Raw genomic sequence first — 25,216 nt, 5'->3', positions numbered from 1 at the left:
AATACGATTATGGAATTTTTAGAGTTGGCGAAGGTTAGACGTTCAGCTATTAATTTTCAAAGGGATGTAAAAATTTCGGCTGCCGAATTAGAAGAAATTTTTGAAGTCGTTAAAACCCACCCTTCTTCATTCAACATCCAAACTACACATTATTATGTAGCGACCTCAGAAGAAAAGAAAGCACAAGTCAAGCAAGTATCACATGGCCAACATAAAACGCTGAGTGCCTCTGCGACGATAATTGTATGTGGGGATTCGGAGGGCTATAAGGATGCCCCGAGATTATACGAGGGAATGAAAATGCTGGGAATTATCGACGAGCTGGAATATAGCGATACCATTGAGGCAATCAATAAATTATACAGCAATCATCCCACATTAATAGAAGAAGATAATATCCGGAATGCTAGTCTATCCGCTATGCTCTTCATGTTGGCGGCCAAGGATAAAGGCTGGGATACTTGCCCAATGCATGTACACAACGTTGACAAGATAAAAGAAATTTATGCGATTCCAGACAACCAAAAACCAGTCTTAATGATTACATTAGGAAAGTCTGTAAAAGATAAAGTCAGGCCAAGAGGGTATCGAAAACCTGTCGGGGAATTTGTTCATTTGATTGATTAATGACAATGCAGGTATGTCAAGAGTCTATATGAGATGCTATAGGATCTGGGGCAGTATCTTCTAGACACAGAAAAGGGGAATCTCCTGATAAGCGGTACATACGGCAAGGAATAAAACCTTTAACTTACAAATGATAAAGCCGATCATCCGAGGAAGGGATAATCGGCTCGTTTCATTACTGTTGCACTTTTTCTGCGATATGATCGGCAGCAATATAGCCAAATGCCATTGCCGGTCCAAGGGTTGCACCTGGTCCTGGATATGTGTCGCCCATAACAGCTGCTGAGCAGTTGCCACAAGCATATAAACCTTCAATGGCAGAGCCATCTTCCCTTACTACCCTGGCATTCTGATCAATTTGTAAACCGCCTTTTGTGCCAATATCACCTGGATAAATAGGGATGGCATAGAATGGTGCCTTATCAATTGGGGCAAGGTTCGGATTCGATAAAGTGGGATCTCCATAATAACGGTCATATGCACTATCTCCACGATGGAAATCTTCATCCTTACCGGATCTTGCAAATTTATTGAAGCGCTCGAAGGTGGCGGTTAATTTTTCGACTGGAACACCCATTTTTTCAGCGAGTTCTGCTGGCGTACTTCCCACCTTAATGTAGCCGTTTTTAATCCAGCGCTTATGGAAGCCTTGACCAGGGAATAAGCCCATAAAGATATACCTACTTTTAGCAGTTTTATCAAGGATAAGCCATGAAGGAGTCGTTTTTGCATCGTTCTTATCGCTTTCATACATGGCATCAATAAACTCGTGGTAAGGCACTGCTTCGTTAACATATCGCTCACCTGCACTATTGACAACCATCATGTTTGGGATGCCTCGATCAGCCACTAAAAAGAACGGCTTCTCACCCGGAGGAACGGCAGACGGCGCTCCCCATACTTTGTTCATTAGATCTAGCTTTGCACCTGCACGAAGGCTTGCCTCGATGATATCACCTGTTTGTCCTTCAGATGCGGATGTCCACTTCGTAGAAGTTGGTTTTGGCAAATATTTTTCTCGCAGCTTTTGACTATGAGAGAATCCTCCTGTCGCAAGAACTACACCACGCTTTGCCTCAAGGTTCATTGTCTTGCCATTGCGCTCAACAACTAATCCTACAACTTTATTATTTTCAATGATTAGATCTTTAAATGAAGTAGAAAGCCACAGTTCTCCACCTGCTTCGGCATAAGATAAGCGTAAACGCCCTACTAATGCTTCCCCTAACGCTGCAGGACGATATCCTGTAAAAATCGTTCTCATCAGACGCATGCCAATTTTTAATGCAGTTGTCTTGCCAATTAATGTCCGTGAAATCATATTCACTTTATGAAATTCGTAAGCGTTCATGACCATTCCATACGTTGGCAGATTGGCGCGTCTCATGTTTTTACGCTCTGCTCCAAGCTTTTTTAGATCAAATACGGTCGGTTCTACTGATCTTCCTTGCGGGAATCCGCCTTCTCTCTCAGGATAGTAATCGGAATAGCCCGGAATATATTCGAATCGGACATAATTCGTGTTGTCATGCAAATATTTTACCATTTCTGGCCCGCGGGTAAGATACGTATCCAAAAGTTCAGACGGTACTCGGTCTCCAACCGTAGCTTTTAAATAGGCCATCCCTTTTTCATATGAATCATCTAAACCAGCTTCTTTTAAGTAATGATTCGTTGGAACCCATATCGCTCCGCCGGATAGAGCGCTTGAACCTCCGTAATATTCAGTTTTTTCCAAAACCAAAGCCGACATACCCTTTAATTGAGATGATAGTGCTGCGGATAATCCTCCTGCTCCTGAACCAACTACTAATACGTCATAACTTGCATCCCATTTCATACTAATTTCCCCTTTTTAGTATATGGTGTATCTCAAAAACTGTATTACATAAGCTTTTTATATATTTGGAGCAAATCTTTCATTTCGGATTCCGTTAAATTTGCAAGAAAGTCCTGCATGAGCCGTATTCTTTGCTCGCGTAATTCCTGTACCATTTGGATCCCTTGATCAGTAATTTCTACATATACCACTCTTCGGTCGTTTGCATCCCGTGTCCTTTTAACGAGTCCCTCCTTCTCCATTTTGTCAATAATGCCTGTGATTCCGCCGGTGGTTATAGATAGTGCGTTGGCGATACTTGAAGCCTTTTGCTTACCTTCTGTCCCAAGCATTTCTACCACTAGAGCATGTGTTACCGGAACCATGTTTTGATTAACTCTGTTCCACTCTTGAGACCAGCGCTTTGTGAGAATGCTGTACATTTCAAAAAGGTCAATTAAATCTTGATCGCGCATATAAACCCTCTTTCTAAAAAATACTTAACAAAAAGTATTTTGGGAATAACTATCTTACTACTAAGTATATTAATTTGAAGACTTAATTTTGTCAAATCTACTCAGCGACTATTTAAACGGGAGACTTTAAAACCCCGACAATCTAATTTCAAACTTACACTGATTCCAATTCGGATCCAGTTTTTCTTGTATATATCCTCTTCAAAGGTGATATAGCGGCCAAGGCAGGTGTCCTGAAAGAAATGTGGAATGTAATAAAGAATGGAATAGGAGAAAGGTTTATACATAGAAAAGCCGAGGTTGATTGAGGGAGAAGTATGAATCTGTCATAAACGAGCACGAACGAACAGGAAAGGCCAAAACGAAGTTGTTATGCTGTGTTCTAGAGAGGAGAGTTTTACATGGAAGGGCTCCAAAGATTGGTGGACAGTATCACGCATATAGAAAACAATTTAGACAGTCCTCTTACGATCGAAGAGATTGCAGCAATTGCCTGCATGTCTAAATTTCATTACCAGCGGATGTTCAGTATGCTGACTGGGTATACCGTAAGCGAATATATCCGGAATCGCCGGATAACTGTCGCTGCTCAAGAATTAGTCAACTCAAAATCCAGAGTGATTGATGTGGCTTTGAAATATGGCTACGAAAGCCCGGAATCTTTTACAAAAGCATTCCGCAAGATTCATGGCATCAGTCCGTCAACTGCGAAAAAACAAAGCAAAACCTTAAAGGCCTTTCCAAAACTCTCTTTTCAAATTTCTATAAAGGGTGATGTAGAGATGGATTACAAGATTGTAGAAAAAGAGGCATTTTCGGTAGTTGGGAAAAGTATACGCACAACGACGATTGGAGGAGAGAATAACCGGGAGATCGCCGCTTTCTGGAACGAATCGAATCGTAATGGCTTCTCAGGAGAATTGGCTAAAAACAGCGGGCCGCTTGGATTAATCGGGATTTGCATGGACTTTGATAAACAGCAAGAGCACTTGACCTATTTAATCGGGGCAGAAAAAAATATTGAGTCCATTCCACAGGATTGGGAAGAGAGACAGATCCCCGCTTCAATGTGGGCTATATTCCCGGTTCATGGTGCCATGCCTGATGCCATGCCAAAAGTATGGGAGCGGATATTCTCTGAATGGTTTCCGTCAACCGGTTATGAGCATAGCGGCGGTCCTGAGATGGAAGTGTATCCGAGTGACGCAGACCCAGCTTCAAGTGATTATTACTCTGAAATCTGGATACCAATTAAAAATAAATAAAGTAGACACTGGAAATAAATCAGACGGTCCTGGCCCTGTATTCTACGGGGCTGGGGCCGGCTGATTTTACAACTGAATTGAGCCTCGTTTGAATTTTTGTAAAATTCCCACTTGCTTGGTAAAATAAATTTATTGGAGATATGGAAAGGGGATATCGAGATGTGGAAGAGCTTGTAATGATTAGACATCGGAATAGTTTATTTTTAACTCTCTTTAAAGAGGGTTTATTTGACTATCTATAATCATTCAAGGACTGCATTTTTGGCTCAAAAACCCTAGTTTGGGGATGGGCGCATTTTGTGTGTCTTTCTCTCTGAAGGAAGAATCATATCTCCTGCTGACGTTAAATATGCGTCCTTCATTTGGAGGGGCTAATGTGAAGAACAATCATTCAATTTACAACGTAAAGGAATCATCCCAATCTATCGTATTTTCTATTAACAAAGGCTTACAAGATTGTAATCGGCCTTTGGTGGTGTCTTTCGATGGCGGGAGCGGCTCAGGGAAATCAACATTAGCATCTGAAGTAGCTTTATCTATAGAAGCAACTATAATTCACTGCGATGATTTCTTCGCAGTAGAGATACCTGATCATGAATGGGATCACTACTCAGTTGAAAAGAAGTGTCGTCGTTGTATTGACTGGGAGAGGGTACGTGCTGAAGCATTACTACCTTTACTAGCGGGTGAAAAAGCAGAATATCATCCTTTTTCATTTTCAACCATGAATGGTTTTTCTTCTGAAAAGGTCGTATTGGAACCTTCAAAGGTAATCATTTTAGATGGAATATACAGCTCACATTGGTTATCCGATTTGATTGATCTTTCTATTTTAGTGGATGTAGCTCCTGATATTCGGCGGAATCGGCATAATCTTAGAGAAGGTACTGAAGATAGGGAATGGCATTTGCGATGGAACCCAGTAGAGGATTATTATTTTTCTGTTCTCCGTTCTCCAGATTCATTTGATTTGGTGGTTGTGAATGATTGAAATGACACTATTCAATTAACGAGCGTGTTAGCGGAATAAAGGTTATTAAAATGATCCAACTTCTTTATAAAAAACGCATACGTATCTAAAAAGACTAACTCCATTTTGATCAATCTTTTTTCAAAATGGAGTTATTTATTAGGTGTTAAAGAAATTCTAGTAAGGAAAAGATTATAAGGTACAATGCTTGCCGTACTGGTGATTTCGTTACTTTTTATTAGTGTCCCGTAGGTGGACTAGTTAAAAATGTTATAATTATTCTGTAAAATATTTCGCGTACTATGGGAAACGGCCATTTCTTAAGGAGGGAAGCAAATGAAATTAGCGATGAAGTATGTCATTCTTTACGTAAACGATTTTGAAGAGACGATGCATTTCTACAAAGAACTTCTCGGTTTGCCTGTCAAAATGCAGCAAGGTACATATGTGGAATTTGATACCGGCGCAACAACGCTATCTATCAATACTCGCCAATCTGTTGCAGATGACATCGGATTAAAGGTGCCTGAAGCATCGAACTCAACTCAAACTTTTGAAATCGGGTTTGTTGTTGAAGATGTTCCAGCAGCAATTGACCAGCTTCGCGGACAAGGTGTGCCAGTTGTAAAAGAACCTGTTACAAAGCCATGGGGACAAACCGTTGCCTATGTAGCAGATCCGGATGGACATTATGTTGAAATCTGCACTTCTGTTGAATAAATTAGTTTTACAAATCTTGCTCAATCCAAAGAAGGAAGAGTAGGGAGCAACGAATACATGCTTTTAAGCCAACGTTTTAATTCATCTTTTAAACGCTGGCTTTTTTTACATGCATTGACATCAAGTGTTTAGAGTTCTTCTCAATTTACTCATTCATTAATCGCTAGCTTCCACTTCTGTTTGCTTCAACCGTTAATCAAACGATTGATTAATTGCTTCCACAACTAGCATTAGCCTTTCAAACGAACATTCATAGAAGCGTAAAAAATATTCTCTACGCTCTTCTTATCGCGCTTATTTTTTTATCCCAACAACACGCAGTCTTTTATAGTCTGCGATCCAACGTTTATTATCTTCGTTATATAAACTGCCTTTCAAACCTTTTACTGTGTTTGCGATGATTTCATCCACAGCTTTTTCAGGTATCCCTGACAGCAGGCCGCTGCCGAACATCTCTAACCAGTTTTTTAAACCATTATCCCCGTCTAAAGGTGTTGGCCGGTCGAATTGTTGTGCAAATATCACTTGAAAGCCGACTTCTTCCATCAAAGAGGCATATTCCCCAATGCTCGGGAAATACCAGGAGAAATCGTTCATGTCATAGTCATATCCTGCTTTATTTCTTTGATGAGTCGTTTCGCTCGTGATTTTTTCTATATTCCCTTTAGCGCCAAGCTCAGCAACAAATCTGCCTCCATGTTTTAATGCTTTGAAAATATGTTGCAGGGCCTGTTTCGGAGGTTTTACCCAGTGGAGGGCAGCATTGGAGAAAACAGCATCAAATTCACCACTGTATTGTAAGGTGAGTGCATCATTCACCTCGAAATTGATAGTCGGGTACTTGTTCTTCGCCTGACGTATCATATTCTCTGATTTATCAACACCAGTAATATGCACTCCCAGATCGGATAGTTCCTTTGCTAAATCACCTGTTCCACAACCAAGGTCAAGAATTCTCTCGCCTTTGTGTGGTGCTAATAAGTCGATCAATTCACTTCCGAACATCGAAACAAAGAAATGGCTTCCATCATATAAATGGGCATTCCAACTGTCTTCTACAAGGTGATTGCTTACCATTTTCATTCCCTCCTACAAAAGGATAATTCAACCTTGGTAGCCCTTATTATATATGATAGGCTGGGTAATGAATATTGGATAAATTCTGATTTAGGATGGGAGATATGTAAAGAATGGGAATTAGAAACTCAGCGAAAGCAGTAATTGTACAAGACGGCCGGTTGCTGGCAATTAAAAAGCAAGATCGTGATGGCTGTTATTATATCTTGCCTGGTGGCGGCCAAGAACACGGAGAAAACCTTCACCAAACATTAAAAAGGGAATGTATAGAAGAGATTAATGTAGAGGTGGAGATTGGTGATCTAGTCTATATCCGAGAATACATTGGAAAAAATCATGAGCATGCTGCGTTTGACTCGGATATACATCAAACGGAGTATATGTTTTTATGTAAAATCAGAGAGGGAAATGAGAAGATAGGCAATGGAAGCGTCCCGGATGACGGGCAAATCGGTGTAGAGTGGCTGCCGTTGCTGGAATTATTGAATTATAGACTATATCCTCAGACAATGCGTGAGTATATTATTGATTATTTTTCCGGCAAGGATGTCCCTGTTTATTTGGGGGACATAAATTAAGCGACAAGACACTCTGCAGCTTGGTAAGGTTAATTTAAGCGGAAATGCAGTGTAATTACGGGCGGGATCCTTTTGCGATCCGGTCCTTTTTATTCTTTGCATAACCGATTGTTTGGGGTAATCCGGGGATATTATATTTGAGTATATTTCATGTTGACATCTATACTATAGGGGGGTATAGTATAAATATAAATAACAAGGAAGTGATGGTTATGGATAAATTTTTACATGATCACCCAAGCCAGCCTAGAACAAAAGATGAGAAGCAAGCGGTCATCAACCGGTTAAAGCGAATTGAAGGCCAAGTTCGCGGCATCCAAAAGATGGTGGAAGAGGATCGCTATTGTGTCGATATTTTGGTGCAAATCAGTGCAATTCAAGCTGCTTTGAAAAACGTCGGCTTTTCCGTTACTGAACGGCACATTAATCATTGTGTCAGCGATGCAATCAAGCAGGGGGAAGGCAAAGAGGCTATCGATGAACTGATGGGTGTATTAAAGCAGTTTTCAAAGTAAGGGGGGAGTAAGATGAGTGATACAGTCCATACAACACTTGGTATAAAAGGGATGACCTGTGCGGCGTGTTCCACCCGTGTGGAAAAAACGTTGAACAAAATGGACGGTGTGGAAGCCCAGGTCAATTTGACAACAGAAAAGGCGTCAATCAATTACAATCCGGAGAAAACATCTCTTGACGATATTTCGAAGAAAATTGAGAATATCGGCTACGGTGTTTTGACAGAGAAGGTTGACCTCGATGTGTTCGGAATGACGTGTGCAGCCTGTTCCACCCGCATCGAGAAGGTTTTAAACAAGCAAGCGGGTGTAAAACAAGCAACGGTGAACTTGACGACAGAAAGCGCGGCGATTGAATACAATCCGGGATTAGTCGATGTTAATGCATTGATAGAGAAAATCAAAAACACCGGTTATGATGCAAAGCCGAAGGCGGAAGCGAAGGACAAACAAACTTCGAAAGAGAAGGAGCTGCAGAGCAAGAAAACCAAGCTGATTGTATCGGCGATTTTATCCGCGCCTCTTTTGTTAACGATGCTTGTCCATTTGTTTAATGTAAACATCCCGGCTATTTTCATGAATCCATGGTTCCAATTTATATTGGCGACACCCGTCCAGTTTATCATCGGCTGGCAATTTTATGTGGGTGCCTATAAGAACCTTCGCAACGGCGGGGCGAACATGGATGTACTTGTTGCACTGGGAACGAGTGCCGCGTATTTCTACAGCTTATATGAGGCTTTGAAGACGATCGGCAACCCGGATTACATGCCGCATCTGTATTTTGAAACGAGTGCCGTATTAATCACGTTGATTTTGTTCGGAAAGTATTTGGAGGCTAGAGCGAAAAGCCAGACAACGAATGCCTTGTCGGAATTGCTTAATCTGCAGGCAAAAGAGGCGCGTGTCATCCGTGACGGCAAAGAAGTGATGATACCGGTTGAGGAAGTTGCGGTCGGGGATCATTTAATTGTCAAACCAGGAGAAAAAATACCGGTGGATGGTATCGTGGCAAAAGGAAGAACGTCCGTCGATGAATCGATGCTTACGGGGGAATCCATCCCAATTGAAAAAGATCCGGGGGCTAAGGTCATCGGAGCCACCATCAATAAAAACGGCTCAATTGAAGTAGAAGCAACAAAAGTAGGGAAGGACACGGCCCTTGCTTCCATCATCAAAGTGGTGGAAGAAGCTCAAGGCTCAAAGGCGCCGATCCAGCGTTTAGCGGACGTGATTTCAGGGTATTTCGTACCGATCGTTATCGGCATTGTCATCGTAACCTTTGCCATCTGGATCATTTTCGTCAATCCCGGCCAGTTTGAACCGGCCCTTGTGGCTGCAATTGCCGTGCTTGTTATTGCCTGCCCTTGTGCACTCGGTCTTGCGACACCAACCTCTATTATGGTTGGAACCGGAAGAGCTGCAGAAAACGGGATCCTTTTCAAAGGCGGGGAACATCTGGAGAGGACTCATCAGCTGGAGGCCATCGTTCTTGATAAAACAGGCACCATCACGAAAGGAAAACCGGAAGTAACCGACTTTTCCGGTGATAAAGAAACACTGCAACTATTGGCCAGTGCCGAGAAAGGCTCTGAACATCCGCTTGCAGGAGCCATTGTTGCCTATGCAACGGAGAACGATATTGATTTTGTTGATGTGGATGATTTCCATGCGATACCCGGACACGGTATCGAAGCGAAAATTGCCGGTAAGCACATCCTTGTAGGAAATCGGAAATTGATGCTTGAGCATCAAATCGATATTGCCGGCGATGAAGAGAAAATGGTTGAATTTGAAACGAATGGCAAGACAGCGATGCTGATTGCTGTAGATGGACAGTATCGTGGGACTGTTGCTGTTGCGGACACGATCAAAGAGACAGCGCCGGAAGCGATCAAACAGTTGAAAGAACAAGGGCTGGAAGTCATCATGCTGACCGGGGACAATGAAAGAACCGCCCAGGCGATTGCAAAACAAGTAGGCATCGACCATGTAATTGCACAAGTACTCCCTGAGGAAAAAGCGGATAAAGTGAAAGAAATCCAAGCACAGGGAAAAAAAGTGGCCATGGTTGGGGACGGCGTAAACGATGCGCCTGCCCTCGTTACCGCAGACATCGGCATTGCGATTGGAACGGGTACAGAAGTTGCTATTGAAGCGGCTGACGTGACAATCCTCGGCGGTGAGCTGCTGCTCATACCGAAAGCGATAAAAATTAGCCATGCCACGATTCGGAATATCCGTCAAAACCTTTTCTGGGCATTCGGCTACAATGCAGCTGGAATCCCGGTAGCAGCAATCGGGTTGCTTGCGCCGTGGATTGCCGGAGCTGCCATGGCACTGAGCTCAGTAAGTGTTGTCACAAACTCGCTCCGTTTAAAACGGATCAAGCTGTAATTTGAAGGAGGTGAGACAATCATGGAAACGAAAGAACTGAAAGTACAAGGCATGAGCTGCGGTCATTGCAAAGCAGCAGTAGAAGGTGCCCTGAAAAAACTCGACGGCGTATCAGCCGCTGAAGTAAGCCTCGAAGCCGGTAAAGTAGATGTCACTTTTGATCAATCAAAAGTGAACGTTGCTGCTATGAAAGAAGCGATTGAGGATCAAGGTTATGATGTAGAAGCCTAAGATAAGCATGTAGGGCTGCCCGGAAATTCAGTGAGAACTGACTTTCTGCGGCGGCCTTTTTGCATGTCTAAGGGGAGGAGGGTTGGTTCTTCAGGATATCTCCGTCCAGAAGAATATATCTCCTTCTTGGTGAATATATCGCCGCCACAGTAAATATATCGGCGTCTCACGAAATATATCAGCGTTTCAGTAAAGATATCGATAACTTGGCCCGTGGGCGATGAGAGGCATGCCCGGAGGAAAGGGTTTTTCTGGCTCTAATTGCATGATAACCGGTGTGCACTCTCAGATCTGAACGAACCAAGGTTCTGTTGAGAAAGGGGCTCCTGATTGATTATGACTCTAAAAATCTGGTCCTTTTCATCTAGTCTGCTCCTGCTGGACATACAATTATAGTATTGTACGGGGTTTTTGTACGTGTTATGATAAACGGAATTATCAGAAAGGGACTCATCCCTTGGAAGGCAGGCTAGATGATGGGGGATAGAAAAGGAGGGCGTGAGACTTTATTGCAAAGCTACGCCGGCTCTCCGGAAAAACAACAGGCATTATATAAGCGCACATTAATCGTTGTAAGCATCTCACAAATATTAGGGGGTGCAGGGTTAGCGGCAGGTGTAACGGTAGGCGCGCTTTTGGCACAAGAGATGCTCGGCACCGAGGCATTCGCCGGACTTCCGGCGGGATTGCTCACTTTAGGATCAGCCGGAGCGGCTCTCACGGTTGGAAGATTGTCTCAGCGGTACGGCCGCCGCACAGGGTTGTCGACCGGTTTTCTCGTTGGAGGGATCGGTGCGATAGGGGTCATCATCGCAGCAATCCTAAATAGTGTCATCCTATTATTTGCCTCCCTGCTCGTATATGGGGCCGGGTCTGCAACGAACTTGCAAGCCCGTTATGCAGGGACAGACTTGGCGAGTCGCAAGCAAAGAGCTACCGCGATCAGTATTACGATGGTTTTTACTACTTTCGGTGCAGTTGCAGGGCCAAATCTGGTCAATGTGATGGGAAATATAGCCCTTTCCATGGGTGTTCCATCACTTGCAGGGCCATTCATACTGGGAGCCGCTGCTTATCTCTCTGCAGGTATTGTCCTTTTCATCATGCTTCGGCCGGATCCGTTTATTATCGCAAAGGCAATCGATGCATCCAATAAGGAGCGTATAGACAAAGAGCCTATAGCGAAAGAAGTACAAGTAAAAGACAAGAAGGGAATCATTGCGGGTTCGATCGTGATGGTTCTGACGCAAATGGTCATGGTGGCGATTATGACCATGACCCCCGTTCATATGAGGAATCATGGACATGACTTGGGGGCAGTCGGCCTTGTGATCGGTTTCCATATAGGGGCTATGTATCTTCCATCGCTCGTCACAGGTGTCCTCGTGGATAAGATCGGCCGCACAGCAATGGCAATTGCATCTGGCACAACTTTGCTTTTGGCGGGTATCGTCGCAGCATTTTCACCTGCAAACTCAATGGTTTCCCTTGTCATCGCCCTTTCTTTACTCGGACTTGGATGGAACTTCGGCCTGATCAGCGGGACTACAATCATTGTTGATTCAACGGATATGTCCACTCGGGCAAAAACCCAAGGAACTGTCGATGTTTTAATCGCGTTGTCTGGTGCCCTTAGCGGAGCAATGTCTGGTGTGATTGTAGCAGGCGCAAGCTTTTTGACACTGTCTCTTATTGGCGGGCTGTCTTCTTTATTGTTGATACCAGTGATTCTATGGGCACGAAAAGAGGAAAAGCAGCCGTTGGAACAGCCGAACTCATTTAGCGGATAAAAAGATATGGTACATCCGAAATGGCAGGTCTTAAACCTGCCCTTTCGGATGTTTTTTCATCCTGTGTATGGCCAACACTGGGCGGGTCAAATGAATTAGTCGTTTCGGATGGAAGATTAAAGATTTGCTATTTACAAGGGATTCAAGTGTCGATTATACTTAATTAAACAATTTAATTAAATATCTTTAAAAAGAACGGGGGTTTTCTCTTTGAAGGAGGAAAGCAATTTAATCCGGCGGAAGAATAGGGATAAGTTGATGGCTTTCCTTTTCTCGAATGGTAAAGCTTTCAAAGCGGAAATGGCGAAGGAAACCGGCATAAGCGTAGTCACCATTAATTCGTTGGTGAAGGAATTAGTGAGGGAGAGTATTCTTATTGAAGGGCCATTGATCCAACAAGGGATGGGGCGGCCTGCTCATGAGTACCATTTTAATTATGATAAAGCGTTCTATCTTCTCCTCTCCATTCAGGAAAAAAATAGTTTGGAGATGAAAAGGGAATTGGAAATAGTCGTGAAAATTGTAAACCTGGAGGGGACTGTGAAAGTTTCGGAGGCAATAGGCTTTCCCCAAATAAACATCAAAACTCTCTTAGAGGTGGTTGAACACTACTTAAACAGAGATTATGAAATTGAAAGAATAGGCATCGCACTGCCTGGTAAAGTCTTTAATGGAGTGGTTACATCAAGCTGGGAAAACGAGTTCGATGGCTGGTATATTGAGCGGGAACTGAAAAAAATTACAGACGTACCGATCAAAGTCCAAAATGACGCGCATTTGATGACGATGGGGTACTGTGCTCACAATAATTTGCTTAAAAGCGAAACTGTGGTAGGCATATTTTATCCTGAAAAAAGTATGCCTGGCATAACGATCTTTTCAAATGGTGCGATTATTGAGGGGCAAAAGGGGTTAGCCGGAGAGGCGAAATACCTTCCAATTCTTATGGACCGGCCAGCACCTGAAACTGGGACTGAATTGTCCGGGAATCTTTCGGAAATTATGGCTATTTATAACGCCGTAATAGCGCCGAGCAATTTTATCATATCCTCTGAAAGAGTAGATGCAAAAATTATGAGCAAAGCCATTGATTCCAATCAATTGTTGCCAAGACAACCAAACAAGCCTGTCATCTCTTTTAATCAAGATTTCGAAGGGAGTATTACTCGAGGGTTAATATGGTTGGTGACAGAGGGCACTATTTATGAGATTTCAAAAGAGGCACACCCCAAAATCTAAAACTTTAGCGAGGTTTCAGCATGGCTACATACCTTTTGTTACTTATTTATTTGGCTTTTATCAGCTTAGGTTTGCCCGATTCTTTATTGGGGGCAGCATGGCCCGTCATGCAACCGGAATTAGGGGCTCCGCTCGAAACTGCGGGGTACTTATTTATGACGATTGCGGGCGGCACCATTCTTTCCAGTCTCGTGAGCGGCAAGGTCTTAAAACGTTATGGTACCGGAAAAGTCACAGCTGTCAGTGTCCTCATGACTGCTTGTGCCTTGCTCGGATTTCAATTTGCTCCATCAGTAGCATGGCTGATGGTTTGCGCAATCCCACTCGGATTAGGGGCAGGAGCTGTTGATGCTGGGCTGAACGATTATGTCGCTGCCCATTATAAGGCGCACCATATGAGCTGGCTGCACTGTTTCTGGGGAGTCGGTGCTACTCTTGGCCCGATTATCATGTCTCACTTTATTTCAGAAGATGGTGCTTGGAGAAGTGGTTATTTCGTTATATCCGGCCTCCAGTTCGCATTAGTGCTTATTCTCTTTTTCACTTTGCCTTTGTGGAACAAGGTGAATACGATGACCAGCAACAACGTGGGAGAAGTGACAGCTGAGGGGAACCAAGACGAAAATGCAGATAAAAAACCACTGCAAATTAAAGGAGTAAAGCTGGCATTGTTATCCTTTTTGTTTTATTGCGGGGTTGAGTCAACGGTAGGCCTTTGGGGGAGCAGTTTCTTGGTAGAGAGTAAAGGGCTGAGCGCAGCAGCGGCTGCAGGTTGGGTATCCTTTTACTACGGAGGAATAACAATTGGCAGGCTGGTAACAGGCTTTATTACGTTCAAAGTGACGAATCGTACATTGATTCGCTATGGGCAATTCACAGCATTAACAGGTGCATTGATTCTGTTGTTGCCTCTGCCGGCTATTTTCTCGCTGGTTGGCTTTATCGTAATTGGACTAGGGCTGGCACCTATCTTTCCTTGTATGTTGCATGAAACGCCAACTCGCTTCGGGAAGAGTCATTCCCAGACCATCATGGGTTACCAGATGGCGATTGCCTATACGGGAACGACATTTATCCCGCCTATCCTTGGCATGTTGGCCTCGCGTATTTCAACCGGAATACTGCCAATATGCATCCTTGTTTTTACTGTGGTCATGCTTCTAAGCTCTGAAAGACTGAATCGATTGTTGAGGAAAAAAAGCTTGTTTAAGAGAGAAGTAAACATAACAACATAGAGAGGAGACCGTGCATGATTAAACTGGTTTTAACCGATATGGATGGGACATTTTTAAACAACAATGGTGACTTTAACAGGGATCTTTACAAGAAAGCGGAAAAGTTAATGCAGGAAAAAGGAGTAGCTTTCGCTCCAGTTACCGGCAAGCAATGTGAGCGGGTAGAAGAGTTATTTGGCGATGACGCAAAGGATCTGTGGATTTTGGGAGACAGTGCCACCCGAATTAAACATAATGGTGAATTTGTTTACGAAAGTTTGCTCAGCAATCAGCTGGGGTTGGACATCATCCGGCAGCTCGAGAAAATCAGTCCGGATCATACGATCATTGCATGCACGAAAGGTGGGGCAATAATTAAGGACGGTCTCTCTTCGGAAGAGGCGGCAATAGTCCGGAGATCGTATGCTCAGGTAAGCCGAATTTCTGATTTCCGGGAGATTAATGAGGATTTTGTTAAAATCACCATTCATGATCCTTCCCTCCGTTGCTTTGAAACACGGGAAAAACTATCCGGTTTTTTTGAAACAGCCTATATCGTCGCGTCTGAGGCCGCTTGGATTGATATTGCGAACGCGAACGTACATAAGGGAACCACCGTTGAACAGTTGCAACGTTTGCTCGGCGTTACCCCTGAAGAGACGATGGCGTTTGGAGATGGATATAATGATATGGAACTCATGGGACGCGCTGCTTATAGTTTTGCTGTCCGGAATGCGGTCGAGGAGTTAAAGGATGTTTCCGCGTATATAACTCGGTCAAATGAAGAGGATGCTGTAACAAGAACGATCATTCAATTCTTATCCCTACAGTAAGGAGTGTAGGGGGAGCAGCTGTATAAAATTCAATTGAAGCAAAAATAGCCCCCATAAAGCTGCCCCTTCGGATGCTTTATGGGGGCTAATTGGATGAGACTTAGAGATTCATATCAACCAAAATTTTGCACTGACTACGGTCTTTTGTTAATCGTTCAAAGCCTTTGTCAACGATGTCGTCTAATGAAATCTTGCTTGTGATAACCGCATGTCCGTCGATTGCACCGTTTGACAATAGTTTAATGACCTCAGGGAATAAGCGGATGTAAGCATAAGACCCGCTGATTTTTGCTTCCGTCATGACAATCATATTCGGATTGAATTCTACTGGTTTTTCCCAAACGCTTACGACTTTAAATTCACCGCCAGGCCGGACGGAACGAACTCCACTTGTAAATGTAGCTTGAACCCCAGCAGCATCAAAGGCCACATTTACACCGCCATTTGTTTTTTCTCGGATATAAGCCGCTGCGTCGGTATCAACTGGGTTGATGACGTGTGTTGCTCCAAGGTCTAAAGCCTTTTGCCTGCGTTCATCGGATACTTCCACAATAAAGATTTCACTTGCTCCTGCAGCTTTAACGGCTTGCAACAGCAATAATCCGATCGGTCCGGCGCCAAAGATTGCTGCTGTATCGCCGAGCTTTAATTGGCTTTGACGGACTGCGTGAACCGCAACAGCTGTTGGCTCAACAAGTGCACCGAGTTCCAAACTCATATTATCCGGTAAGTGGAAAACATTCTCCTCCTTAACGACTGCATACTGTGCAAACCCGCCAGAGATCGTATAACCATATCCTTGGCGGCTTGTGCATAAGTTTACAAAACCTCGCTGGCAATTATCACATTTGCCGCAAGGAATAAGCGGTTCAACGGCTACTCGGTCACCTATTTTTGCATTAGTTACCCCTTCTCCGACTTCCACTACTACACCAGAAAACTCATGACCCAAAACCGGTTGTGTCCGTATTTCATATGTACCTGCTAAGTATTCGTGCATATCACTTCCGCAGATGCCGGCATATTCTACTTTTACCTTTACCATTCCTTTTTCAAGGGTAGGTAGTTCCGCCTCTTCCACTCGAATATCTTTTGCTCCATAAATTTTCGCTGCTTTCATCATTTTACCTCTTCCCTTATTGTTCAGTTATTTGAAGTCCATTGATAATAAAATTTACGGCTAAATCAGCCATTTGCTCGGATGACAAGTCGGATTGTAAATGGTTTAAATACGAATTATTAAGCGAGAACATCAATGTCCCCATAATAAAATTTATTGCGGCATCAACCGATGGAAATTGTATCAGCTTTTGATTCCTGCATTCTTGCAAAATGACCCGAAGCTGTTCCCAAGAGGGAAGAAAAACATCCTTCAGTTTCTCCAACCTCGGACTATTCATCACTAACTCTTGCTGCAATATATTAAATAATTCATATTCTGCACTTCTAAAATTCACGAATTGTCTACAAAAGTTCTCAAGCGCACGTAATGGATTTGATACATCATAGGCCATATCCGCAAACAGTTGCCGAATAGGTTCAAACACTTCAAGAAACACGTTTTCCTTACCGCCAAAATGATAGGATACGAGAGCCAAAGATACATCTGCGTTCGTGCAAATTTGTCTGACAGTAGTTCCTTCATAGCCTTTTGCTGCAAATAATGACTTTGCCGCACGGAGAATTTGATCTTTTACTTCTTTGTTATCATTGCCTTTGCTCTGTTGGAATTGACTCATTCCTTTCATCATTAATTGAACAAGTGTTTTGAACGGTTGTTCAATTGATAGTATACGCTTGGTGCATTTCTTCGTCAATAAATTGAGTGGAATGGATCGATTGAGAGGCGAAAGGTGGGTTAGTAATGAAAAAACCGACGGAATTAATCCTCGTCGGTTTCAATCGTTTTGATAATTTTAGCAGGAACTCCGCCTACAATAGCATTTGCTGGGACATCCTTGGTCACTACTGCACCAGCAGCGATGATGGCCCCATCACCAATGGTCACGCCGGGTACGACAGTAGCATTTGCTCCAACCAAGACATTTTTGCCGATCCTAATCGGTGCAGGATGCAAATTGCTGCGTTTTTTCGGAGTCATGTCATGATTGAGGGTAGCTAACACGGCATTGTGACCAATAAGAGCTCCATCACCAATCGTAATGCCGCCCTGGTCTTGAAAACGACAGCCAGAATTGATAAAGACATTTTTGCCTATTGAGATATTCTTCCCGCAGTCCGTATAAAGGAATGGAAAAAGATGCTCGATATTAATGTATTGGGTGTTTTAAACGGCATTGCTGCTGTGCTGCCTATCATGGCAAAGCAAAAATCAGGGCATATTATTGCAACAGATTCAGTGGCAGGACATGTCGTCTATCCTGATTCAGCCATATATTGCGGTACTAAGTTTGCTGTACATGCAATTATGGAAGGATTAAGACAAGAACAACGAGAAAATAACATTAAATCAACCATCATCTCACCAGGAGCAGTAGCTACTGAGTTATATAAAACCATTAATGACAAACAAGTTTCTGAAAATCTTCATGAAGCACAAAAAGAATGGGGCTTGGTTCCGGAAGATATTGCATCTGTGGTTGTTTTTGCCATCGACACACCTGATCGTATGGCAATCAGTGATATGATCGTTCGCCCGCCTACACAGCCTGTTTGAGCAGTTTTTTGTTCGTTTTTCTCTCTGAGCCTGCTGCTTCTACTAAGTTGCAGCAGACTAGATGCAAAGGAAAAAGAGCCTGTGAGAAAATTGTTGGCGCTGGCTTTCGCTATGATGATTGCCATCACCCTTGCAGCTTGTGGGGATGGTTACAGTGAAGGGAATAGAAAAAACCGTTATAACGAAGCAGATCGAATAGAGAGAGGAGGATCAGATAAAATTGAAGAAGGCCTTAGCGACCTCAATTACTGCCATCTTTTTACTAGCGGGTTGTTCTGAAAATGGACAGAGAGATTCCTTAACTGGTTTGGAAGATACACAACTAGTATCAACATTGCCTGTTCAAGATATAGAAGTTATTGCGGAAAATCTGAATGTCCCATGGTCTATCGAAAAGCAGGACAATACATTTTATTTAACCGAAAGATCAGGAAGTATTGTTAAAATAGATGGTGGAGAAGCAGAACGGCATAGACTGGAGCTTAAGCAGGAGATATCAACAGCTGCGGAGGCAGGGCTGCTTGGATTTGTGCTAGCGCCCGATTTTCAGGAATCGGACGCAGCGTATGCGTATTATACGTATAAAGACCGTTCAGGACAATTTAATCGTATTATAACTCTTCGCTTGGAAGATAACGTCTGGAGGGAGGAGAGTTTGCTTCTTGATAAAATTCCAAGTGGTTCCTATCATCATGGAGGAAGGCTAAAGATTGGGCCAGATGGAAAACTCTATGCAACAGCTGGGGATGCTTCTGAACGTGAAATTGCACAAGACCTTAATTCATTAGGCGGAAAAATTTTAAGAATGAACCTTGATGGATCTATACCAAGTGATAACCCGTTTCCAGATTCATATGTCTATAGCTATGGACATCGGAATCCTCAAGGGATTACCTGGCTTCCTGGTGGGACAATGTATGCTAGTGAGCACGGGAACAGCGCAAATGATGAAATAAATAAAATAGAAGCTGGCAAAAATTATGGATGGCCTTTTATCGAAGGGCATGAAGAAAAAGAAGGAATGGTTTCACCACTATTTACTTCTGGAGATGAGTCAACGTGGGCACCGTCCGGGATTGATGATCATAATGGTAAATTGTACGTTGCAGCATTAAGAGGGACTGCTGTTTTAGAATTTGACCTGGAAACAGGCGAATACCGTAAAGTGATAACAGGTCTTGGCAGAATTCGAGATGTGCTCATTGAAGATAATACCCTTTATTTCATTAGCAATAATTCAGATGGGCGCGGAAATCCACAGGAAAGCGATGATAAATTATACAAAATTTCGCTTTCCGCACGTAGTTGAACACATCATATCATGCAGTCTGCGAAGTGTATTGGAAAAGGGGAAAACTTGTCTTGGGCCGGATTATCCCCAATGTATGTCCAATGTTTTTTGCAGCAATGGAAATGATTATACAAATTTATCCTCATAATAAAAAGAAGCATGCTTTATTTTCAGCATGCTTCTTTTTGATTAGTTATTTTTCCGGTTTAATATAAGGAACAATCTCGGCAGTGGCTCCTACGGATGAACCGCGGATAAACTCCTGATTTTCCAGTGCCTTAAAGTTTTTCGTTTGTCCCGTAGTCATGACACCTAAAATCGGTACATCATCAAACGGTTTCTTTTTATTTGAAGCGAGAAATGTTTGGATCGTTTCGTCATCGGGATGGAGTCTTTCAAGCGCGTCAACAAACCCCTCATACGCATCTTCGGGTGAAGTCCCTGGATCAAATCCATATATCTCCTGCACACCACTAGGCCCTTTGCTTTCATCGACAAGCGGTGAAGTCATATACAGCCAGACGATGTTCAAGTTATCAGGGATTTTCGCTTGGATATCTTGCCAAGTATACGGCCGGTCGAAAGAGATGGCGACTTCCGCGACATGATCTTCCATCTTGGAAACGCCCTCCAAGTCATGTTGAACGGCAAAATAGTTCTTGATCGACGGATGATAGAAAGTCGCTACCTTGTTCTTCGTCTGCTTGTCATACTCGTAAAACTGGGTATCCGACCAATAGAAGCCCGGGGCCAGCTCATTATAGTCAATATCAATGCGAAGCCAGTCATACGAGCTTGTGAGCGTGCTCCATTGCACTACGTAACCATCGATGTTTTTGGAGCGGTTCGTCACAATATTGCCGCCAAACATAGATGAATTGCTCGTTACTTGAGAGTCGATGCGAATATTTGGCTCGGATACCGCATGCTGCAGAAAAAGCCTGTCGTGGAGCCTTGCCGAACCTTTTGCAGCAAAGTGATTGCCGACCTTATAGAAAATCGGCAACAGAATCAGCACAACAATCATTACAACAAGCACGGAGATGCCTATGATTTTTAGCAGTTGCTTTCGTTTCGCTTTTTTTAAAGCGTCTTTTAATGTATTGTCCATCAATCGGGTCCTCCTGTTTTGGCATGAATGGATTTGCGGGCACGGTATAACTTCTGTTTGACACTGGACGGTTTGATGTCCAGGATAATGGCAATTTCTTCATAGGAAAAATCGTAATAATACTTTAAGAAGAGGATTTCTTTGTACTCCTCAGGCACGTCTTTTAACAGGCTGAGGATTTCATCCATATTCAGAATCACATCGAACTCCCGATCGGTATGCTCAAGTTTTGCATATATCTCCTCCGACAGGGAGAGGTTTTGCTGCTCCTTTTTTCTTTGCAAGTCAATATGCTCGTTTAGTGCCACTCTGAAAAACCATGGACGGAGATTGCTTTCTGTCAGGTCAACGAGCAACGTATACACTTTATAAAATGTATTTTGGATGATATCTTCTGCATCTTCCTTCTTGGCCCCCTTTGCTCTTAGCAGCCTGAACACCTCTTCACCCAGGCTGATCAGATAGGAGGCGAGCGCATCTTCTTTTTTCATTTGTAGCCTCCTTCACTTAAAACAACGGATGGGGATGAAGAAATGTATACACTCCAATTCCATTATACGTTTTCTTGCAGGTATTAACGGACAGAAGAATGCCACGATTTTTAACAAAAAATGTCCTGTATAGTTGATAGCGAACCTTATAGAACTCCGGTATCTTTAAGATACAGGGAGATGATAAATATGATCGGCATGAATATTAGGGTATTCCGTAAAAGACATAAGCTGAGCCAGGAACAATTAGCTGAAAAGGTGGATGTGTCACGACAGACAATAGCCAAATGGGAAAACGGCGAAGCCATTCCGGATGTTGAGAAATGCATGATCCTTTCAGACGTTTTCCAGATCACCTTGGAAGGGCTGACTCGGAATATGAGTGAGGCGGAGGCGAAAGGGATTGGCCCGGTAGGAAAACAGTTCTTTGGTGTTGTGAAGGTCGGGGAACGGGGCCAGATTGTCATTCCCAAACTGGCGCGTGAGATGTATCAGCTCCAGGCTGGCGACAAACTGGTTGTCCTGGGGGAAGATGCGACAAAAGGGATTGCGATTTTAAAAAGTGATCATTTCCTGGAATTCGCAGAAATGATTCGCCAAGCCGAATTAACCGATGAGGAATCGGAATGAGTAAAATTGTATTTTTCTCAATACCCGCCCATGGTCATACAAATCCAACAATCCCGGTTGTAGCCGAGCTAGTAAGAAGAGGCCATCAAGTTTGGTATTATTCCTTCCGAGAGTTTCAGGAAAAGATCGAAGGAGCAGGTGCTGCATTTATTGCTTGTGACGGCTTCCTGCCAGAGTTGACCCAGAAAGAACTGGAACGCAAGGCTGGAAAAGACTTTGCATCATTGATTGAAATGATTGCTGACACGACCATTGCTTTGGAAGAAAAGGTAGGCATAGAGCTGGAACAGATCCAGCCGGATTGCATTATTTCAGACTCTTTATGCTTTTGGGGGAAACTATTTGCGCAAAAACAGAAGCTCCCTTATATCTGCTCGACTACTACCTTTGCGTTTAATCAGTATACTGCAAAAATGATGAAGCGGGGATGGCCGGAAATGCTGAGGGTGATAGTGGGCATGCCGCGGATCAATAGGAAAATGAAACTGTTGAGGGACCATGGCTACGATGCAAAGAACTTCATCTCCATTGTCCAAAACGATAATGAAACCGACACAATCGTTTATACTTCGAAAGAATTCCAGCCGATGGCGGAGACTTTTTCCGAAAGGTATGCTTTTGTCGGTCCCTCCATTAAGCAACACATGCCCGTACAAAAGAACAAAGTGGGAAGAAAGGCTGTCTATATCTCTCTCGGAACGGTCCTGAACCAAAATCATGACTTCTATCAACACTGCATGAAGGCATTTGCAAATTCGGACTATGACGTCACAATGGTTGTCGGAGAAAAAACGGAAATTGCTTCTCTTGGCAAAATACCGAAAAACTTTACTGTGGAAAACAAGGCAGATCAGATTGCTGAATTGCAAAAAGCGGATGTATTCATTACGCACTGCGGGATGAATAGTGTGAATGAAAGTCTGTACTTCGGCGTTCCGATGGTTTTATTTCCGCAGCACAGTGAGCAGGCGATGGTTGCTGATCGGGTCGCAGAATTGGGCGCAGGAATAAGACTGAAAAGAACAAAACCGCAAAACCTGCAAGAGGCGGTACAAGAAGTGCTGGGAAATCACGGATATGCACAAAAAGCGGAAAGACTGTCAGATACCTTCCGGAAGGCCGGCGGCACAGTGAAAGCGGCAAATGTGATCATTGCCAGAATTGAAAACAAACCCGAATGAACTTTACGCTTTTGCATGATGAAAACACCCAATCAATTATGTATGATGGATAAAAGGCAACTCTGCATAGCTAGTTTGCATCTGTCGGGTATGTTCAGGAAAATCCCAATCAAACATATGCCAAATATGTTGATCGGCGATGTGTCGGAAGGAGGTAACTTCAAATGCTTTGGTTTCCGTTGTTTGAAAATGATGTGCCTGCAGCACTTCTCCGCCCATAGTGCGAGGAGGTATTACCCTCTCTCCGCTAAGGGCATCCATTGATCATAATGTGATATGCGGAGGGTGCAAAAATGAAAAAGACATGGGTAGGTTCTATCTGTCTCGCGGTGGCCGCAAGTATCTGGGGCGGCATGTATGTAGTCGTGAAGGTAGTCGTAGGTGTGATTCCGCCATTGGAATTGGTGTGGATGCGTTATGTAATTGCAATCCCGGCATTGCTCTTCATAGGCACCTGGAAAAGGCGATCATGGCGAGTCCGTAAGGGGGACATCCCGCTTATCCTCCTGATTGGGATCATTGGCAATACCATCTCCATCGTTACGCAAGAGTTGGGGACGAGTCTGTCATCTGCACAAATGGGGGCCATTGTAACTTCCTCTACCCCCGCTTTTATGGTGGTATTTGCCCGCCTCCTGCTCAAGGAGCGGCTTGATTTTAAAAAAGGAATATCTGTTTGTTTGGCGACGATAGGGGTATTGCTTATCGTCGGAAACGGCCAGATAGACTTGTCCAATCAGCTTGGAGGGGTCTCATTGCTTGTGGCCGCTTTAACATGGGCGCTAATGTCCGTTCTGTTGAAGCGGGTGCCGGGCACGTATTCTCCGATTGTTGTCACTACCTATTCTGTTTTGGTCTCCGTCATTTTGTTGACTCCTTTCGTGGCGGGACGTCTGGCTCATATTGACTACGACCGGCTGATGAACCCGGAGATTGGGGGCGGCCTGCTTTACCTGGGAATCGTTTCTACGGCCTGTGCATTTGTGCTATGGAATTATGGTCTACAATTGTTGAACGCCTCAGGAGGCGGTATCTTTTTCTTTTTTCAGCCATTGGTCGGAGCATTTCTCGGCTGGCTCTTATTAGGAGAGAAGATTGGCGGGACGTTTTGGGCAGGGGCTGCGCTTATTCTCATCGGTGTTTTATTGGTGATACGGGACAAAAGAGAATAACAGCTGGCAGCTGCTAAAGATTTTTGAACATAAAACGGGCGGATGTGGGTGTCCTTCTCCAATGTCCTCCTTTTTTAGGGGGATGCATCTGCTTGGTGAGTAATGATATAAATAAGATAAGCACTTGAAGGAATAGGAGGAGATTGTAGTGACAGAAGCAACGGATCACATCAGCAAGGAAGAACTTTCACTTGAACAGCGCGAAAACTTGATCGGCATATTGCAAAGCCGTTTCGAAAAAAACATGAACCGCCATGAAGGCATGAAATGGGCCGAGGTGCTGAAAAAGCTGGAAGCAAATCCCGAAAAATTGCGGTCGCTCTATGAAATGGAAGAAACCGGCGGCGAACCGGATGTTGTTGACTTTGACAACGAGAAGAATGAATACATATTCTATGACTGCTCAGCGGAAACTCCGAAGGGCCGGAGAAGTATCTGCTACGACCGCAAAGCGCTGGAGGCACGGAAAAAGCATAAGCCGGAGACCAGCGCGATGGACATGGCGGCAGCGATGGGGATCGAGATGCTAACGGAAGAACAATACCGGTTCTTGCAGACATTGGGTGAATTTGATTTGAAAACATCAAGCTGGGTGCAGACACCTGAAGATATTCGCAAACTTGGTGGTGCTCTTTTCTGTGACCGCCGCTTCGGGCATGTCTTCCTGTATCACAACGGTGCGGACTCTTATTATGGCGTGCGAGGGTTTCGGGGATTGTTGAGGATCTGAGCCCACTATCAACTTATATAAATTAATGCGAAGAGGATGGATGTAAAGTGGTACCTGTAGGTAGGACACTCGAAAAAAAGAGTGTTCAACCTGCAGGTGCTTTTTATATACTTGAAATTAAGAATATGGGATTAGGGGATAACATGAGCAAAGTAACTTTTTCGTCCGAACAGGTAAGTGCA

General features: G+C 43.6%; 25 protein-coding genes and 1 pseudogene. 18 read left to right on the top strand and 8 right to left on the bottom strand.

Translation table 11 applies throughout. From position 1 onward, the window contains the following. Positions 1 to 9: 9 nt before the first annotated feature. Positions 10 to 627 carry a nitroreductase family protein gene (locus AC0TWI_RS18060; protein ID WP_488127739.1) on the top strand — a complete coding sequence of 206 codons (618 nt, stop codon included), beginning with the start codon at positions 10 to 12 and terminating at the stop codon, positions 625 to 627. A 175-nt stretch (positions 628 to 802) separates the two neighbouring features. Here the strand turns inward: AC0TWI_RS18060 and AC0TWI_RS18055 are convergent, their stop codons facing one another. Continuing rightward, positions 803 to 2,467: an FAD-binding protein gene (locus tag AC0TWI_RS18055; RefSeq protein ID WP_488127738.1), complete on the bottom strand. Its 1,665-nt coding sequence runs from the start codon at positions 2,465 to 2,467 to the stop codon at positions 803 to 805. A gap of 44 nt (positions 2,468 to 2,511) precedes the next feature. Beyond that, positions 2,512 to 2,922 carry a MarR family winged helix-turn-helix transcriptional regulator gene (locus AC0TWI_RS18050; protein ID WP_488127737.1) on the bottom strand — a complete coding sequence of 137 codons (411 nt, stop codon included), beginning with the start codon at positions 2,920 to 2,922 and terminating at the stop codon, positions 2,512 to 2,514. Between the two features lie 401 nt (positions 2,923 to 3,323). On the opposite strand from AC0TWI_RS18050, the gene AC0TWI_RS18045 reads away from it, so the two are divergent. The 3 genes from AC0TWI_RS18045 (at position 3,324) to AC0TWI_RS18035 (ending at position 5,877) form a co-directional block, all read left to right on the top strand. Further along, positions 3,324 to 4,187 (top strand): AraC family transcriptional regulator, encoded by an 864-nt coding sequence (locus AC0TWI_RS18045; RefSeq protein WP_488127736.1) that lies wholly within the window; start codon positions 3,324 to 3,326, stop codon positions 4,185 to 4,187. 376 nt (positions 4,188 to 4,563) lie between these two features. Then, positions 4,564 to 5,178, top strand: coding sequence for a uridine kinase family protein (locus AC0TWI_RS18040; protein ID WP_488127735.1), 615 nt, complete (start codon positions 4,564 to 4,566; stop codon positions 5,176 to 5,178). Positions 5,179 to 5,493: 315 nt separating this feature from the next. Continuing rightward, the gene (locus AC0TWI_RS18035) at positions 5,494 to 5,877 is read left to right on the top strand and encodes a VOC family protein (RefSeq protein ID WP_488127734.1); all 384 of its coding nucleotides are present in this window, start codon (positions 5,494 to 5,496) and stop codon (positions 5,875 to 5,877) included. 294 nt (positions 5,878 to 6,171) lie between these two features. Here the strand turns inward: AC0TWI_RS18035 and AC0TWI_RS18030 are convergent, their stop codons facing one another. Continuing rightward, on the bottom strand, positions 6,172 to 6,954 hold the full coding sequence (locus AC0TWI_RS18030; RefSeq protein ID WP_488127733.1) for a class I SAM-dependent methyltransferase: 783 nt from the start codon (positions 6,952 to 6,954) through the stop codon (positions 6,172 to 6,174). Between the two features lie 113 nt (positions 6,955 to 7,067). Between AC0TWI_RS18030 and AC0TWI_RS18025 the strand changes: the two genes are divergently transcribed. The 8 genes from AC0TWI_RS18025 to AC0TWI_RS17990 all read left to right on the top strand — a co-directional run bounded on the left by AC0TWI_RS18025 (position 7,068) and on the right by AC0TWI_RS17990 (position 15,751). Continuing rightward, positions 7,068 to 7,532, top strand: a complete 465-nt coding sequence (locus tag AC0TWI_RS18025; protein ID WP_488127732.1) for an NUDIX domain-containing protein — start codon at positions 7,068 to 7,070, stop codon at positions 7,530 to 7,532. A gap of 212 nt (positions 7,533 to 7,744) precedes the next feature. Continuing rightward, positions 7,745 to 8,047, top strand: a complete 303-nt coding sequence (locus AC0TWI_RS18020; protein ID WP_488127731.1) for a metal-sensing transcriptional repressor — start codon at positions 7,745 to 7,747, stop codon at positions 8,045 to 8,047. A gap of 12 nt (positions 8,048 to 8,059) precedes the next feature. Next, positions 8,060 to 10,444: a heavy metal translocating P-type ATPase gene (locus AC0TWI_RS18015; RefSeq protein ID WP_488127730.1), complete on the top strand. Its 2,385-nt coding sequence runs from the start codon at positions 8,060 to 8,062 to the stop codon at positions 10,442 to 10,444. Positions 10,445 to 10,465: 21 nt separating this feature from the next. Then, positions 10,466 to 10,675 carry a copper chaperone CopZ gene (gene copZ / locus AC0TWI_RS18010; protein ID WP_488127729.1) on the top strand — a complete coding sequence of 70 codons (210 nt, stop codon included), beginning with the start codon at positions 10,466 to 10,468 and terminating at the stop codon, positions 10,673 to 10,675. A gap of 476 nt (positions 10,676 to 11,151) precedes the next feature. Next, entirely contained in the window at positions 11,152 to 12,465 is a 1,314-nt protein-coding gene (locus tag AC0TWI_RS18005; RefSeq protein ID WP_488127728.1) for an MFS transporter, read from the top strand. Between the two features lie 210 nt (positions 12,466 to 12,675). Further along, positions 12,676 to 13,704, top strand: coding sequence for an ROK family protein (locus AC0TWI_RS18000; protein ID WP_488127727.1), 1,029 nt, complete (start codon positions 12,676 to 12,678; stop codon positions 13,702 to 13,704). A gap of 20 nt (positions 13,705 to 13,724) precedes the next feature. Then, complete coding sequence (locus AC0TWI_RS17995) at positions 13,725 to 14,939, top strand: MFS transporter (protein WP_488127726.1); 1,215 nt, start codon at positions 13,725 to 13,727, stop codon at positions 14,937 to 14,939. 14 nt (positions 14,940 to 14,953) lie between these two features. Next, a complete protein-coding gene (locus AC0TWI_RS17990) occupies positions 14,954 to 15,751 on the top strand; it encodes an HAD family hydrolase (protein WP_488127725.1) in 798 nt (265 codons plus the stop codon). 100 nt (positions 15,752 to 15,851) lie between these two features. Here AC0TWI_RS17990 and AC0TWI_RS17985 read toward each other — a convergent pair whose 3' ends face one another. The 3 genes and pseudogenes from AC0TWI_RS17985 to AC0TWI_RS17975 all read right to left on the bottom strand — a co-directional run. Continuing rightward, positions 15,852 to 16,871, bottom strand: a complete 1,020-nt coding sequence (locus AC0TWI_RS17985; RefSeq protein ID WP_488127724.1) for a 2,3-butanediol dehydrogenase — start codon at positions 16,869 to 16,871, stop codon at positions 15,852 to 15,854. Positions 16,872 to 16,887: 16 nt separating this feature from the next. Next, entirely contained in the window at positions 16,888 to 17,490 is a 603-nt protein-coding gene (locus tag AC0TWI_RS17980) for a TetR/AcrR family transcriptional regulator (protein ID WP_488127723.1), read from the bottom strand. A gap of 143 nt (positions 17,491 to 17,633) precedes the next feature. After that, a pseudogene (locus AC0TWI_RS17975) lies at positions 17,634 to 18,008 on the bottom strand (acyltransferase); the annotation flags it as partial. Between the two features lie 3 nt (positions 18,009 to 18,011). On the opposite strand from AC0TWI_RS17975, the gene AC0TWI_RS17970 reads away from it, so the two are divergent. Continuing rightward, positions 18,012 to 18,428, top strand: coding sequence for an SDR family oxidoreductase (locus AC0TWI_RS17970; protein ID WP_488127722.1), 417 nt, complete (start codon positions 18,012 to 18,014; stop codon positions 18,426 to 18,428). Positions 18,429 to 18,648: 220 nt separating this feature from the next. Then, positions 18,649 to 19,737, top strand: a complete 1,089-nt coding sequence (locus tag AC0TWI_RS17965; protein WP_488127721.1) for a PQQ-dependent sugar dehydrogenase — start codon at positions 18,649 to 18,651, stop codon at positions 19,735 to 19,737. Positions 19,738 to 19,912: 175 nt separating this feature from the next. Here the strand turns inward: AC0TWI_RS17965 and AC0TWI_RS17960 are convergent, their stop codons facing one another. Continuing rightward, positions 19,913 to 20,830 (bottom strand): sigma factor regulator N-terminal domain-containing protein, encoded by a 918-nt coding sequence (locus AC0TWI_RS17960; RefSeq protein WP_488127720.1) that lies wholly within the window; start codon positions 20,828 to 20,830, stop codon positions 19,913 to 19,915. Then, the gene (locus AC0TWI_RS17955; RefSeq protein ID WP_488127719.1) at positions 20,830 to 21,321 is read right to left on the bottom strand and encodes an RNA polymerase sigma factor; all 492 of its coding nucleotides are present in this window, start codon (positions 21,319 to 21,321) and stop codon (positions 20,830 to 20,832) included. Before AC0TWI_RS17955 ends, AC0TWI_RS17960 begins: the two co-directional genes overlap by 1 nt. A 189-nt stretch (positions 21,322 to 21,510) precedes the next feature. Here AC0TWI_RS17955 and AC0TWI_RS17950 point away from each other — a divergent pair, with 189 nt between their 5' ends. From AC0TWI_RS17950 to AC0TWI_RS17935, 4 genes are all read left to right on the top strand, one after another. Beyond that, positions 21,511 to 21,951, top strand: a complete 441-nt coding sequence (locus tag AC0TWI_RS17950) for a helix-turn-helix domain-containing protein (protein WP_488127718.1) — start codon at positions 21,511 to 21,513, stop codon at positions 21,949 to 21,951. Beyond that, the gene (locus tag AC0TWI_RS17945; RefSeq protein ID WP_488127717.1) at positions 21,948 to 23,132 is read left to right on the top strand and encodes a macrolide family glycosyltransferase; all 1,185 of its coding nucleotides are present in this window, start codon (positions 21,948 to 21,950) and stop codon (positions 23,130 to 23,132) included. The genes AC0TWI_RS17950 and AC0TWI_RS17945 overlap by 4 nt, the downstream gene beginning before the upstream one ends. A gap of 293 nt (positions 23,133 to 23,425) precedes the next feature. Then, the gene (locus AC0TWI_RS17940; protein ID WP_488127716.1) at positions 23,426 to 24,304 is read left to right on the top strand and encodes a DMT family transporter; all 879 of its coding nucleotides are present in this window, start codon (positions 23,426 to 23,428) and stop codon (positions 24,302 to 24,304) included. A gap of 148 nt (positions 24,305 to 24,452) precedes the next feature. Further along, positions 24,453 to 25,034 carry a DUF4256 domain-containing protein gene (locus AC0TWI_RS17935; RefSeq protein ID WP_488127715.1) on the top strand — a complete coding sequence of 194 codons (582 nt, stop codon included), beginning with the start codon at positions 24,453 to 24,455 and terminating at the stop codon, positions 25,032 to 25,034. The last annotated feature ends 182 nt before the right edge of the window (positions 25,035 to 25,216 follow it).

Source organism: Lederbergia sp. B243.17 (genome assembly GCF_057657925.1).
This window is presented reverse-complemented; position numbering and strand designations above follow the sequence as displayed.

Coding starts and splice junctions, on each gene's coding strand:
- AC0TWI_RS18060 (WP_488127739.1), top strand. CDS start 10: ATGGAATTTTTAGAGTTGGCGAAGGTTAGACGTTCAGCTATTAATTTT.
- AC0TWI_RS18055 (WP_488127738.1), bottom strand. CDS start 2,467: ATGAAATGGGATGCAAGTTATGACGTATTAGTAGTTGGTTCAGGAGCA.
- AC0TWI_RS18050 (WP_488127737.1), bottom strand. CDS start 2,922: ATGCGCGATCAAGATTTAATTGACCTTTTTGAAATGTACAGCATTCTC.
- AC0TWI_RS18045 (WP_488127736.1), top strand. CDS start 3,324: ATGGAAGGGCTCCAAAGATTGGTGGACAGTATCACGCATATAGAAAAC.
- AC0TWI_RS18035 (WP_488127734.1), top strand. CDS start 5,494: ATGAAATTAGCGATGAAGTATGTCATTCTTTACGTAAACGATTTTGAA.
- AC0TWI_RS18030 (WP_488127733.1), bottom strand. CDS start 6,954: ATGGTAAGCAATCACCTTGTAGAAGACAGTTGGAATGCCCATTTATAT.
- AC0TWI_RS18025 (WP_488127732.1), top strand. CDS start 7,068: ATGGGAATTAGAAACTCAGCGAAAGCAGTAATTGTACAAGACGGCCGG.
- AC0TWI_RS18020 (WP_488127731.1), top strand. CDS start 7,745: ATGGATAAATTTTTACATGATCACCCAAGCCAGCCTAGAACAAAAGAT.
- AC0TWI_RS18015 (WP_488127730.1), top strand. CDS start 8,060: ATGAGTGATACAGTCCATACAACACTTGGTATAAAAGGGATGACCTGT.
- copZ (WP_488127729.1), top strand. CDS start 10,466: ATGGAAACGAAAGAACTGAAAGTACAAGGCATGAGCTGCGGTCATTGC.
- AC0TWI_RS18005 (WP_488127728.1), top strand. CDS start 11,152: ATGGGGGATAGAAAAGGAGGGCGTGAGACTTTATTGCAAAGCTACGCC.
- AC0TWI_RS17995 (WP_488127726.1), top strand. CDS start 13,725: ATGGCTACATACCTTTTGTTACTTATTTATTTGGCTTTTATCAGCTTA.
- AC0TWI_RS17990 (WP_488127725.1), top strand. CDS start 14,954: ATGATTAAACTGGTTTTAACCGATATGGATGGGACATTTTTAAACAAC.
- AC0TWI_RS17985 (WP_488127724.1), bottom strand. CDS start 16,871: ATGAAAGCAGCGAAAATTTATGGAGCAAAAGATATTCGAGTGGAAGAG.
- AC0TWI_RS17980 (WP_488127723.1), bottom strand. CDS start 17,490: ATGAGTCAATTCCAACAGAGCAAAGGCAATGATAACAAAGAAGTAAAA.
- AC0TWI_RS17970 (WP_488127722.1), top strand. CDS start 18,012: ATGCTCGATATTAATGTATTGGGTGTTTTAAACGGCATTGCTGCTGTG.
- AC0TWI_RS17960 (WP_488127720.1), bottom strand. CDS start 20,830: ATGGACAATACATTAAAAGACGCTTTAAAAAAAGCGAAACGAAAGCAA.
- AC0TWI_RS17955 (WP_488127719.1), bottom strand. CDS start 21,321: ATGAAAAAAGAAGATGCGCTCGCCTCCTATCTGATCAGCCTGGGTGAA.
- AC0TWI_RS17950 (WP_488127718.1), top strand. CDS start 21,511: ATGATCGGCATGAATATTAGGGTATTCCGTAAAAGACATAAGCTGAGC.
- AC0TWI_RS17945 (WP_488127717.1), top strand. CDS start 21,948: ATGAGTAAAATTGTATTTTTCTCAATACCCGCCCATGGTCATACAAAT.
- AC0TWI_RS17940 (WP_488127716.1), top strand. CDS start 23,426: ATGAAAAAGACATGGGTAGGTTCTATCTGTCTCGCGGTGGCCGCAAGT.